Source organism: Pedobacter sp. 22226, assembly GCF_052045455.1.
GTDB lineage: Bacteria > Bacteroidota > Bacteroidia > Sphingobacteriales > Sphingobacteriaceae > Pedobacter > Pedobacter jeongneungensis.
On the sequence record NZ_JBQEPB010000005.1, the window covers coordinates 309,137 to 322,574 of the forward strand.

Sequence of the window (13,438 nt, forward strand, 5' to 3'; positions counted from 1 at the left end):
GATCTAAATTTATAAAACGCTGATCCTGCAATCTTAAATTCCAAACTATCCTAATGAATCCCGATCAATACACAGTAGTAATTAATGGTAAGCCACAAGGTCCGTATAGTTTAGCCGAATTAAAAGATTTAAACATCAGTGCAAATACTTTTGTACGGAAACCCGGCATGGACGATTATAAAGAAGCTCACGCAATGCCAGAATTGCGTGAGCTTTTGGGTTTTAGCTATCAAAAAACCGCGCCTCAGTATTTTGCCGCTTTCGATCAGCGTTTGCTGGCTACGGTAATCGATCATTTTATTATTTTTGGGTTTTACACCATCATTATTTTAATCAGTTATATTTTTATAGACGGAAAAGACCAGCGGATAATGACTTTTATGGTTCCTTTTCCGTCGATATTTATTATTAAACTCATTTATGGAAGCATTGCCGAAGCATCTAAAAGCCAGGCAACAATAGGCAAGAAACTGCTCAACATTAAAGTAACCGATTTAGAGGGGAGCCGGGTTTCTTTTGGAATTTCCCTGATCAGGAATTTTTCTAAAGTTTTATCCGTTATTCCTGTCTTTTTTGGCTACCTGTACAGTTTTGTAAACAAGAAAAACCAATGCTGGCATGATATTGCCGCCAATACTTTGGTGATAAAAGACAGATTGATTTAAGTAGAAAAGCAGGGATATTACAACTATTTTCGTTAGCCGGGCTGTTCGCTATATCTTTGGCTGGCCTTCGACTACGCTCAGGCTGACAGCCAAAGTATGCCGCTTCCATCCCGTTTATTAAACCTGGGCCGGTACAATGATGCCAGACCCACCCACCGTTAAAAAATAAACCCGATTGAAGCGAACACGAAGTGCAACGAAGTAAAGCGTAAAGCGGGACTGCATTTGCCAAGCACAACAGCCCTTCCGTTTCCAAAAAAAAATCGCTTTATCATTAGTTTGATTTAATTACAACATTACAACATCAAAAATTCCAACAATCCTTATCTTTGCAAACAGATGGAAAATATATTGGCAAAACATGATCTGGAAGGCGGATATTGCAACAGTTTAACCGCTTATTCAAGGTATTTAACACGCGAAGTGAACATCGGCGATATTGCATTAGGTGGGCACAACCCCATCCGGATCCAATCGATGACCACTACTGATACCATGGATACTTTGGGCACGGTAGAGCAAACCATCCGTATGGTAGAATCGGGCTGCGAGTATGTGCGTATTACGGCGCCAAGCATTAAAGAAGCAGAAAACCTTGCCAATATTAAAAAAGAACTGCGTTTTCGTGGTTATCATGTTCCGTTAATTGCCGACATCCACTTTACGCCAAATGCCGCAGAAATGGCCGCCCGTATTGTAGAAAAAGTACGCGTAAACCCAGGCAACTACGCTGATAAAAAGAAATTCGAAAATATAGAATATACCCAGGATGCTTATAATGCTGAACTGAGCAGGATTTACAAAAAGTTTATCCCGTTGGTTAAAATCTGTAAAGAGTATGGTACGGCCATGCGCATTGGCACCAACCATGGTTCACTTTCAGACAGGATTATGAGCCATTACGGCGATACCCCACGCGGAATGGTAGAATCGGCAATGGAGTTTATCCGCATGTGCGAAGACCAGAACTATTATAATCTGGTCATCTCGATGAAGGCCAGTAATACCCAGGTAATGGTGCAAGCTTACCGTTTGCTGGTAGAAACCATGGCTAAAGAGGGGATGAATTATCCTTTGCATTTGGGCGTTACCGAAGCCGGCGATGGAGAAGATGGTCGTATTAAATCAGCTGTGGGTATTGGTACTTTGCTGGAAGATGGGTTAGGCGATACCATCCGCGTTTCGTTAACCGAAGATCCTGAATTTGAAGCGCCAGTAGCTAAAGCTTTGGCAGATCGATATTCTTTAAGGAGTCCGAAGTCAGAAGTCGGAAGTCTTGAGTCGATTACTCTACGCTCTACGCCCCACGCTCAACGCCAAACTTACAGTCCTTACGAATACAACCGCCGTATCACAATACCCGTACAGCACATCGGCGGGCACCACCATCCGGTAGTGATGATCGATGTTTCGAAAGAAAATTTAAAAGATCCTTACTTTTTAAATTCGGTTGGTTATAGTTATAGTGCAGGTTTAGATAAATATAATCTGGCCGATCAGGCTTGCGATTTGGCTTATTTGGGAGATAACTTGCCCTCTTTCTCTTTCCCCGGAAATTTAAAGCAAGTGTACAATTACCAGACCTGGTTAAAACTGAAAGATAAAAACAACTGTCACCCTTTATTTTCACTGGAAGAATTTAATGAGGCTGATCATAAAGATGAATTCTTAAACTTTGTTGAGCTTGATGCACAACAATTTAGCAATGAAACAATCGCACAATTGGATTACACGGTTGTGCTTATCCTCAAAACTTCTGCATCGCACGGCATGGCCGAGCAAAGAGCATTTTTTGTGGCATTGCAGGAGAACAATATCCAGATTCCGGTTATAGTAAAAAGAACTTACCAGGATGCAGATGCCGATCATTTAATGCTTTATGCCGCTACTGATTTGGGTGCCTTACTTACTGATGGTTTTGGAGATGGCGTGTGGATTGATGCACAAGGTCAAAACCTTTCGCTGATTAATTCAACCAGTTTTGGAATTTTGCAGGCTACGCGTACCCGCATCAGTAAAACGGAATACATCTCTTGTCCAAGCTGTGGTAGAACACTTTTCGATCTGCAGGAAACCACGCAACTGATCCGCTCGCGTACCGACCATTTAAAAGGCATCAAAATTGGTATTATGGGTTGCATTGTTAACGGCCCCGGCGAAATGGCCGATGCAGATTACGGTTATGTGGGTACCGGACCCGATAAAATTACCCTGTACCGCGGTAAAGAAGTGGTAAAGAAAAATGTAACTACAGCTTACGCTTTGGATGAACTGATCGACATCATCAAAGGTGATGGCAATTGGGTGGAAAAGGTTTAATCGTTAATAATACGAGACGTGGTCTGTGTCCCGCAAACTACTGTATAGTCATTCTTAGCTTGTCGAAGAATGTTAAGTTTTGTAAATGTGTTTCGAAAAGCTGGTGCCGTGGTCTTTGCCCCCACAGACCACCACTATCGTATTGTAGGTTTCGTTCTGTAAGGACACAGACCGGGGACTATGATCTGGTTAATAAAAGATCTGTGTTTATTCTTTTCATCTGTGGTTAAATGTTGACGGTTCACGTTACATTTACTTTTCTAATCAATAAATCCTAAATTGCCGTGATGAAAATTCCCGAGTTTCAATTGCTGTTTAACGAACTTAGAAACTGGCTGGCCGGTAAAGGCCTGTCAGGTAGCGAACTAATTTATTCTTATTTCTTTATCGGACTGGTTGCGGTTGTTTTATTCTTGTTTGTTACCATTTTTGTAACCCGCCAGATTTTTATTGTGATGGTAAAAAGTGCCAAAACTAAATCCGACTGGCAAAAAGCATTGTTCGAGTTTAGGGTATTCAGGGCATTTGCACTGATATTTGGTGCCTACATTATTTATAATGTAGTTCCTTATCTTTTTATCTATTTTAAGAACTGGCATTTTTATGCCTTGATTTTTGCTAAAATCTATATGGTTCTGGCGGTGATGTTTGCTATAAATGCATTTTTAAATGCGGTGGTTTCGATCATGGAATCATCAAAGAAATATGCCGATAAACCCATCAGAAGTTATAAACAGGTGGCCAAAATTGTATTTTACATTGTTGGTTTCGTGCTTATCCTGTCGATTATTCTAGGCGAATCGCCATTATATGTTTTTGGAGGTTTTGGTGCCGTAACAGCCGTTTTTATATTGGTTTTCAGAGATCCGATTTTGGGTTTTGTGGCTTCAGTACAAATGAGTGCCATTGACCTGGTAAGGGTAGGCGACTGGATTACGGTTGAAAAATATGGTGCCGATGGCGAAGTAACCGAGATTAATTTAACCACCATTAAAGTACGAAACTGGGATAAAACGGTAACCATTGTGCCTAGTTATGCCATTGTAAGCGAATCGTTTAAAAACTGGCGCGCCATGGAAGAGAGCGAAGGCAGGAGGATTAAACGCCACATAAACATTAAAATTTCGAGCATTAAATTCTGCGATGAGGAATTGATCGGAAGGCTGCAGAGCATAGATTTTCTGAAAGATTATCTGAGAGAAACACAAACTTTTATCGAACGATATAATGCCGAATATACAGTAAACCCCAACAACCTGGTTAACGGCCGCCACATGACCAATATTGGTACATTTAGGGTTTATGCAGAAAAATACCTCGAAAGTAATCCACATATCAATAAGGAACTCACTTTTATGGTGCGCCAGTTACAGGCCACAGAAAACGGACTGCCTATTGAGATTTATGTATTCTCGAAAGAGAAAGGCTTAAAACGTTTTGAAGAAGTGGCAGCAGATATTTTTGACCACCTGCTGGCTGCGGTACCTTATTTTGATCTGGAGATTTTCCAAAGCCCAAGCGGAAGTGATATGCGTAATTTTGTGAGAAGAGGGGATGATTAATATTTTTTTATCATTATCAAATTTTTTAACTTTCAATATTCTGGCCTTTCCATCTAGCCCTGATGGAAATGGAAATCCCTTTTGGGTACGATTAATTTTTTTTAAATCAATACATTCCCAAAAGGATTGGAGTGTACAGCAGGACAGAACCCTTAATCGCTACTGATGGCCTTGCGCTCCAATAAAATTAAAATGTTTTTATATTTGAAAGACCCCTGTAATAATCACTTACATTAATTTTATTATTCCCCCAAAAACATCAAAACCTTTTCGCAAACCTTAAATAAAAGTGGTGGCAAAGTTTCGCTGGTATAAGGCTGTGTTGCTCCATAAACGTGATTGGCACCTTCAATTTTAACCAATCTGCTGCCGGGGTTGGCCTCAGCCAAAGTTTGTGCCGTTTCAAAAGGCACATTCACATCATCATCGCCATGGATAATTAGCCAGGGAATATTGATCCGCTTTGCCGCATCAATAATATTCAATGTTGCAGCATTTTCCTCCAGATCTTCCAGTAACGTTACATTTAAAGGCATCTGTTCTTTAGTACGGGCATTGGTAACGAATATTTTGCCATTCTTTTTCCATTCTGCTTCCTGCTCTTTTTTCCAAAGACTGTTAAAATTGGCAATGGCGCTCCAGGTAATGAGTTTGTTGATCCTTAAATCGTTTGCAGCCTCAATAATTGATAAACCGCCTCCGCGACTATGGCCAATCAGATTTACTTTGGTATTGGCACCATAAGCTTTCTCAATAAAATCGAGTACGGCATTTACGTCAAAAAGCTCTTTCGACACGGTATTACTGGCAAAAGCCTCCATATCGGTTACATCTTTCGGGTCGTTAACCGGCACACCGCTATGCGATAAATTAAACTTAACGTAACGGTAGCCATTGCTGGCAAAATACCTGGCCACTAAATTATGGGCGCCCCAATCTTTAAAGCCTTTAAAGCCATGAACAAAAAGTATGATGGGCGTATTTGGATTTTTTTCATCAAAAGTAATATCGCCGATAATTAATTTTCCGTCTGAACCGCTAAGGCTAAAATTGCTTTGTGTAATCATAATTTAAAAGGAATTTATATAAAATATAAACCTACGAAATCTAATTTTGTTGTGTGTTTTTATAGAGAATCGTTTCCGATTGTAGTGCAATTCCCGAATATTCGGGGGGAGAAATCTAATTATTAAGCTCATGATATAGATTTCTCCGCTGCGGTCGAAATGACGGGTTTTTAAGAAGAAAACGATAATAGAAGCATAGACCGATATTAACCAAACCCGATAGAAGTGAAAATCCTTTTTGTTGCAATTACCCTGAATGTGCTGTCATCTGCAACCGATGGAAAAGATTCTTCGTGCTCAGAATGACAGAAGTTTAAAAAGATTGTAACGAATAGCGGGACTAACTCAAAAATGAAATGCAGGTTTTGCTTTTCCAAAAAGAAAACACATTAAACTGTCCTTTTATAATAATACCATGCCCAGCCGATAAACAATAACTGAAAAGGCAGCCTTAACCATGCAATAAGAGGCGTAATTTCTATTGATCCGAGCATAAACGGTGCCTTCTGGATCATGTAGATGTGCGCAGGCATAAAGGCAATCAACATGAGTATAATCAGTATCGCAGCAAGCTTTCTTGTCTTTTTAAACAGCAATAAAAAGCCGAAAACCATTTCCAGTACTCCGGAAAAGTAAATTAAAAAGCCAGGTACAGGCAACCATTTTGGCATAATACCGTAATATACTGCAGTGGATAAAAAGTGGTTACATCCTGCTAAAACATAGAAGATGGCATAAACCCAAAGAAAAATTGTGTAGATTGGTCTGTCTATCATGTTCAATATTTTAAGTTAATCTTAGAACGGTCGCTATTTAAAACCGTTCTAAATTGATGTAAATTACAGGTTAATGACAGTGACATGCCTTCACCATGTTACTTTTGTATCCCGATAATAGTTAATAACGGAAGCACTTGGAATATTTAAAAGTAATAGCTTTTACGCATCACCACATCGACCTGAAATCTTTAGGGAAATTAGTTATTTGTGATCAAAGTCTAGATAGCAGGTTGAAAAATGTTCAGTCTGAACTTCCCGTTAGCGAAATTTTTTACATCGGAACCTGTAACCGCGTAGAGTTTGTTTTTCTTACCAAAGAGAAAACCGACAAAGAATTCGTAACTAAATTCCTTACCGTTTTAGATATGGGGCTGCCTCCGGAGTTTATGGAGCGTTTTCTCGACAGTGTTTCTGTTTATGAAAATGAAGAAGCTTTTAACCATTTGTTAAGAACATCGTGCTCTTTAGAGAGTTTGGTGGTTGGCGAAAAGGAAATTCTTGCGCAAATCCGCAGGGCTTATGAGAATTGCCGCGATGCCGGATTTACCGGTGACTATATGCGGATGATTATGGAGCGGGTAGTTAAAACAGCGAAAGAAGTTTATACCCATACCAATATTTCAAAAAATCCGGTTTCTGTTGTTTCATTGGCTTACCGCAAATTAAAAGAATTAAATATGTGTGGCAACTCACGTATCCTGATTATCGGTGCCGGCGAAACCAACCAGAACATTGCAAAATACCTTAACAAACATAAATACTCTAACTTTTCGATTTTCAACCGTACACTTTCTAAAGCCGAAACTTTGGCCGAAGAGTTAAACGGAAAAGCTTATCCCTTAGCTGCACTTGAAGATTTTAATGAAGGTTTTGATGTAATTATCACCTGTACAGGTTCTACCGAGGCCATTATCACCGAAGAACTTTATGCAAAATTGCTTAATGGCGAAACCGGTAAAAAGGTAATTGTTGATCTGGCTATTCCTAATGATGTTACCCCTGCGGTGATCCATAATAACCTGGTTCATTACATCGAGGTAGAATCGCTGAAAGAAGTGGCCCGCAAAAATATCCAGGAGCGCTATAACGAACTGGTACACGCCGAAGAAATCATCAGCAACAACATTACCGAATTTTTCTCTGTTTTAAAACAACGCCGTATCGAACTGGCGATGCAGGAAGTGCCCAGAAAAATTAAAGAAATCAAAAATACGGCTATCAACGGTGTATTTGCCGATGAAATCAGTCAGATGGATGATGCCTCACGCGAAGTTTTAGAACGTGTGATGAATTACATGGAGAAAAAATACATCAGCGTACCGATGGTGATGGCCAAAGAAATCCTTGTTAATCAATCTTAATCTAACCGCAAAGAAAGCAAAGCTTAATTTCCTTTCATTATATTTTTTCTGTCATTCTGAACGCAGTGAAGAATCTTTTATTTCTCGAAATGAATTCTTAATATCAATTGTAATTCCGAGTCGTACACTCGCTTACCTTCATCCTGAATCTGTGTAAGTATCTTTCATGCTTCTGAGCTTAAATGGCCTTACATTTCTTATATGGTTCAATTCTATAAAGCTCATGATAATTAATTCGGATCCTGTTTCTGTTGAGTTTAAAGACAATGCCTATGGGTTACAGATTCGCTGCGCTCAGAATGACAAATTAATCTCCTAATGTCATAGAAATCCTTTAAATTATCCCTTCTGTAACCTCACTGTCTCATTTTTAAACAATTCATGGTATAAACCACTAATTAAATTAAATTTGCAACTCATTTAACCTTTATAGTGAAGAAATTAACCATCGGAACACGCGGTAGCGACCTGGCATTATGGCAAGCAAATCATATAAAAGATGAATTGGCGGCCATCGGAATTGAAGCGGAAATTAAAATCATTAAAACGCAGGGTGATAAAATCCTGAATTTAAGATTGGACAAACTGGAAGGCAAAGGCTTTTTTACCAAAGAACTTGAAGAAGAGCTTTTGGGTGGAACGATCGATCTGGCGGTACATTGCCTTAAAGATTTACCAACCACACACCCTGCAGGATTAACCATTGCCGCCTTGCCTCCACGCGAAGAAGCGAGCGAATACCTTTTAATTTTAAAAGATTGCGTTGATGTTTCGCAGAAACTTTCGCTAAAAAAAGGTGCCATGGTAGGTACTTCTTCTAATCGCCGTAAAGCGCAGTTATTGGGTTTGCGTCCTGATTTGGAAGTGGAAGATTTACGTGGAAATGTACCCACACGTATCCAGAAACTCCGTGATGAAGATTACGATGCGATTTTAATTGCCAAAGCCGGTGTTAAACGCTTAAATCTTGATGTGAACGATTTACATGTAGAAGAACTCGAAACTACTGAGTTTATACCTGCACCTGCACAGGGAGCCTTGGCCATTCAGATCAGGGAAAATGATACCGAGCTTTTTGATGCCCTTCAAAAACTGCATGATCCCGAAACTGCAGAGACCGTAAATATCGAGCGTAAAGTATTAAATCTTTTCGAAGGTGGCTGCCACATGCCTTTAGGTTGTTATTGCAAAAAGGAAAATGGAAAATTCGAAATCTGGACTTCAAAAGCAGAAACTGCTGATGATTTTCCTGAGCGTTTGTTTTTGCGTGCCGATACTACCGAAGGTTTGGCAGAGAAAATCGTAGCCAAATTTAATGTAGAAAGAAAGAAACCGGCTAAGGTTTTCATCTCACGCGAAATTGGCGAACACAGTTATTTCCGCAGGGCTTTAGAAAATAATAATATAGAAATAGAAGGACGTTCGTTAATCCGTACATTTCCGATAGTAACCGTTTTAGATCAATTCATTTTAAAACATATAGATTGGGTTTTCTTTAGCAGCCGCAATAGCGTTGAATATTTTTTTAATTTAAAGCCGCTCTTGCCAAAGAAAACGAAGTTTGGCGTTGTAGGAAGAGGCTCAGAAGACGCCTTACGTAAGTTTGGTCATTTTGCCGATTTTGTCGGAGCAAGTGGTGATATTACCGAGGTAGCAGAAGATTTCGCAAAATTGGTTAACGGTCAGCAGATCTTGTTTCCAAGGGCACAGGATTCTTTGCAATCGATCCAAAAATCGCTGCCAGCCGATGCTAAAATCATCGATCTGCCAATTTACGAAACCGTTATCGAAGAAGATATCGACCAAAGTTATGCCGATGTACTGATCTTTACCAGTCCATCAAACGTTGATGCCTATTTTGCCGATAATTTATTGGAACCCGGTCAGCAGGTAATTGCCATCGGTAACTCTACAGGCAAAAAATTCGACGAAATGGGCGTGAAATATGCATTGCCGTATTCACCAGATGAAATTGGTTTGGCCGAAGCAGTTTTTGGAATAGAAGTAAGGTAGAGGATTTAGGATGTAAGTTAAAGGATTAAAAGGTTTAGGATTTAAAACACTTCTGATTTGGTACCCGGTACTAAATCTTGATACTCTAAGCTGAAATCCAAAAATCTGTGTAATCAATCCGAAAGAAAAAAAAAATAGGATATTCAAGTTTTGATACCCGATACTAAAATGTCGATACTTCAGCTCTTGATACTAAATACTTGAAAAAATGTTAAACCGTCCGCGTAGATTAAGGAAAAATCCTTTAGTGAGAGAGATGGTAGCCGAAACCCGGTTATCGAAAGATATGTTTGTGTACCCTTATTTTGTGGTGCCGGGCACTAATGTTACCCATGCCATTGATGCCATGCCTGGGGTAAACCATTATTCGGTTGATACCCTGCTAAATGATGTAGAAGCTGGAATGAAAAAAGGCCTTAACAAAATAATGCTTTTTGGTGTTGGCGATGAGAAATCGGAAGATGCGAAGTCTGCCTATCACGATCATTCTTTAGTGCCAACGGCGGTTCGTGAGCTCAAAAAACAATTCGGTGATGATTTATATGTAATTACCGATGTTTGCGTTTGTTCTTACACTACTCACGGCCATTGCGGTATTTTGGAAAACGATTACGTTCAAAACGATAAAACGGTTGAAGTAATTGCTAAAATGGCTTTAACGCATGCAGAAGCTGGTGCGGATATGTTTGCACCGTCTGACATGATGGACGGTCGTATCGAAGCCATGCGTAACCTGCTGGATGAAAACGGTTTTGTAAATGCGGCCATTATGAGCCATGCCACTAAATTTGCTTCTGCTTATTATGGTCCTTTCAGAGAAGCGGCCGATTGTGCGCCAAGTAAAGGCGATAGAAAAGCTTATCAAATGGATTTCAGAAACCCACTGGAGGCCTTACGTGAAGCTGCTTTAGACGAACAGGAAGGTGCTGATGTATTAATGGTGAAACCTGGTTTAGCTTATCTGGATATTATTCAGCGCTTAAAACAAGACACTAATCTGCCGATTGCAGTGTACAACGTATCGGGCGAGTACTCGATGGTTAAAGCCGCTGCAGAACGCGGTTGGATAGATGAACAAAAAGTAGTAATGGAAACCATGCATGCCTTCGCCCGCGCAGGCGCAAGCATTATTACCACTTACCATATTAAAGATATTTTAAATAACAACTGGATATAATTTGAGCTGAAAGCTTAAAGCCAAAAGACTAAAGCCATTACTTAGCGCTTTACTTTTCGCTTTAAGCTTTAGTCTTTCAGCTTTAAGCTTAACAAAAATGTTAGATTCATTAAAAAAAATGTTTTCAGGCAACGAAGCCGATATTCCGGTAAATACGGGTAGTAAACCTGATATTTCGAGAGTAAAATCAGCGGAGTTGTACGAAAAGTCGAAAACGTATTTCCCAGGCGGTGTAAATTCTCCGGTAAGGGCTTTTAAATCGGTTTATGGTACGCCTCTTTTTATCGAAAAAGGAGATGGTTGCTACATTTGGGATGCCGATGGGAATCAGTTTATCGATTTCTGCGGTAGCTGGGGACCATTAATTTTAGGGCACAACAATCCAAAAATCCGCGAAAAGGTTACCGAAGTAATGCAGAACGGCATGAGCTTTGGCGCACCAACTGCACTGGAAAATGAACTGGCAGAGCTGATTATCAAAAACAATCGTTTTGTAGAAAAAATCCGTTTCACCAGTTCGGGCACCGAAGCAGTAATGTCGGCTATCCGTTTGGCAAGGGGCTTTACCGGTCGCGATAAAATTTTAAAATTCGAAGGTTGTTACCATGGCCATAGCGATTCGCTATTGGTTAAAGCCGGCTCGGGTCTGGTTACTTTTGGCGAAACTTCTTCTGCAGGTGTGCCGAAATCTTTTGCTGAAGAAACCATTGTGGTACCTTTAAATGATAAAACGGCTATCGAGCAAGCTTATGCCCAGTTTAAAGATCAGATTGCTGCGGTAATTATTGAGGGAATCCCTGCAAACAATGGTTTAATTATGCAGGATGAAGAATATATTCAATTCTTGCGTAAAATCTCTACTGATAATGGTTCCCTTTTAATTTTTGATGAAGTAATTACCGGATTCAGGATCGGTTTTGAAGGCGCTGCTGCACATTATGGCATTACACCTGATATTGTTACTTACGGAAAAATTATCGGTGGTGGTTTACCTGTAGGTATGTACGGTGCACGTGCTGAAATTATGGCACACATTTCTCCCGATGGTGGTGTATATCAGGCAGGAACACTGTCAGGCAACCCGGTGGCCATGGCTGCGGGTATTGCAACCCTGACAGAACTGAATAAATCGGGCTTTTATAAAGACCTAAATGCCAAAGCACAGGAATTTGTAGCCAGTATTCAACGTTTCGCAACAGCGCGTAATTATAAATTCAAGGTGCTTACCATAGGTTCTATCTTCTGGTTTGCCTTTACCGATAAAGATAAAATCCAGTCAGCAGATGATATCGACGCGGGTAGCATGGAGAAATTCAAAGTGATGCACCGCGAATTATTAAACAGGGGAATTTATTTAGGCCCATCGGGATATGAAGTTGGTTTCGTATCTTCAGCACACACAAAGATCGAATTGGAGAAAGCGAAACGTGCTATTTTTGAAGCGCTGGATCTGGTGTTTAAGAAATAAGTTTTTATTCAAAAGATCGTCATTGCGAGGAACGAAGCAATCCTATTACAATCGCCAGGCTTTAAAACCTTAAGATTGCTACTGCCTCGTAATGACAGAAAGAAAAACAAGCTGTGTCATCCAAAAATCTGTGTAATCAACCCGAAGGAAAAATCGATAAATGAAGAAATCTATAATTATATTTTACGCCTTATTGCTTTATGCACTCGTTCAGCTCATTTCTTGGGGAACATTGGTGGTGCGTTTGCAGCCAAGCCGCATGACGATGATTATGGGCGAAGGTTCAGTGTTTTTGTTTTTGCTTTGTATTGGTGGTTATTTCCTTCACCAGTCGTTAAAACGTGAAGATAAATTAAGGGAACAACAGCAAAATTTCCTGATGTCTATTACACACGAACTTAAATCTCCCTTGGCGGCAATAAAACTTTCTATCCAAACCATTGTTAAAAGAGATTTAGATAAAGCACGTCAGGTTTCACTGCTAAATAATTCACTAAAAGATATTGAGCGGTTAGACGACCTGGTCGAAAATATGTTATTGGCAACCAAGATTGAAAACCGTTCTTACACTTTTCCGAAAGAAGAATTTAATTTTTCAGAACTGGTTTATAAAATTACAGATCGGCTTCAGGTTCACTCTTGTGGCAACGAACAATTAATAAGTGCCCAAATTCAGCCAAATTTGCAGATATTGGGTGACAAATTTGCCTTATCGTCAGTGGTAACCAATTTAATCGAGAATGCGGTAAAATATTCAAGTCCATGTGATGAGATAAATGTGCATTTAAATAAGATAGACGGGCATATTCAGTTAAGTGTGATAGATAAAGGGCCTGGTATTTCAGATGCCGAAAAAATGTTGATATTTGATAAGTTTTACCGCGTTGGTAACGAGAATGTCAGAAAAGCGAAAGGAACAGGTTTAGGCTTGTTTATTGTGAAAGAGGTTTTACAATACCATGATGCAGATATTACAGTAAAAGACAATTTGCCTCAGGGAAGTATTTTTGAAGTAACATTTAGTTAA

The 13,438-nt window shown here is 39.7% G+C and carries 10 protein-coding genes; 8 read left to right on the forward strand and 2 right to left on the reverse strand.

Annotated elements, in window-relative coordinates:
* The first annotated feature begins 53 nt into the window (after window positions 1–53).
* The 3 genes from ACTJKC_RS13470 to ACTJKC_RS13480 all read left to right on the forward strand — a co-directional run bounded on the left by ACTJKC_RS13470 (window position 54) and on the right by ACTJKC_RS13480 (window position 4,546).
* A complete protein-coding gene (locus ACTJKC_RS13470) occupies window positions 54–665 on the forward strand; it encodes an RDD family protein (RefSeq protein WP_440792620.1) in 612 nt (203 codons plus the stop codon).
* A gap of 339 nt (window positions 666–1,004) precedes the next feature.
* Window positions 1,005–2,984 (forward strand): (E)-4-hydroxy-3-methylbut-2-enyl-diphosphate synthase, encoded by a 1,980-nt coding sequence (gene ispG / locus ACTJKC_RS13475; protein ID WP_440792622.1) that lies wholly within the window; start codon window positions 1,005–1,007, stop codon window positions 2,982–2,984.
* A gap of 287 nt (window positions 2,985–3,271) precedes the next feature.
* Window positions 3,272–4,546, forward strand: coding sequence for a mechanosensitive ion channel family protein (locus tag ACTJKC_RS13480; RefSeq protein WP_440792624.1), 1,275 nt, complete (start codon window positions 3,272–3,274; stop codon window positions 4,544–4,546).
* A 242-nt stretch (window positions 4,547–4,788) separates the two neighbouring features.
* Here the strand turns inward: ACTJKC_RS13480 and ACTJKC_RS13485 are convergent, their stop codons facing one another.
* Together ACTJKC_RS13485 and ACTJKC_RS13490 are read right to left on the reverse strand one after the other, a co-directional pair.
* Window positions 4,789–5,613, reverse strand: a complete 825-nt coding sequence (locus tag ACTJKC_RS13485) for an alpha/beta hydrolase family protein (protein WP_440792626.1) — start codon at window positions 5,611–5,613, stop codon at window positions 4,789–4,791.
* A gap of 389 nt (window positions 5,614–6,002) precedes the next feature.
* Window positions 6,003–6,389: a DoxX family protein gene (locus ACTJKC_RS13490; RefSeq protein WP_440792628.1), complete on the reverse strand. Its 387-nt coding sequence runs from the start codon at window positions 6,387–6,389 to the stop codon at window positions 6,003–6,005.
* Between the two features lie 137 nt (window positions 6,390–6,526).
* Here ACTJKC_RS13490 and hemA point away from each other — a divergent pair, with 137 nt between their 5' ends.
* The 5 genes from hemA to ACTJKC_RS13515 all read left to right on the forward strand — a co-directional run bounded on the left by hemA (window position 6,527) and on the right by ACTJKC_RS13515 (window position 13,438).
* The gene (gene hemA, locus ACTJKC_RS13495; protein ID WP_344852892.1) at window positions 6,527–7,753 is read left to right on the forward strand and encodes a glutamyl-tRNA reductase; all 1,227 of its coding nucleotides are present in this window, start codon (window positions 6,527–6,529) and stop codon (window positions 7,751–7,753) included.
* Window positions 7,754–8,185: 432 nt separating this feature from the next.
* Window positions 8,186–9,766, forward strand: a complete 1,581-nt coding sequence (gene hemC, locus ACTJKC_RS13500; RefSeq protein ID WP_440792631.1) for a hydroxymethylbilane synthase — start codon at window positions 8,186–8,188, stop codon at window positions 9,764–9,766.
* Between the two features lie 208 nt (window positions 9,767–9,974).
* Window positions 9,975–10,943: a porphobilinogen synthase gene (hemB, locus tag ACTJKC_RS13505; RefSeq protein ID WP_440792633.1), complete on the forward strand. Its 969-nt coding sequence runs from the start codon at window positions 9,975–9,977 to the stop codon at window positions 10,941–10,943.
* A 97-nt stretch (window positions 10,944–11,040) separates the two neighbouring features.
* Complete coding sequence (gene hemL / locus ACTJKC_RS13510; protein WP_440792635.1) at window positions 11,041–12,411, forward strand: glutamate-1-semialdehyde 2,1-aminomutase; 1,371 nt, start codon at window positions 11,041–11,043, stop codon at window positions 12,409–12,411.
* A gap of 160 nt (window positions 12,412–12,571) precedes the next feature.
* Window positions 12,572–13,438, forward strand: coding sequence for a sensor histidine kinase (locus ACTJKC_RS13515; protein WP_344852896.1), 867 nt, complete (start codon window positions 12,572–12,574; stop codon window positions 13,436–13,438).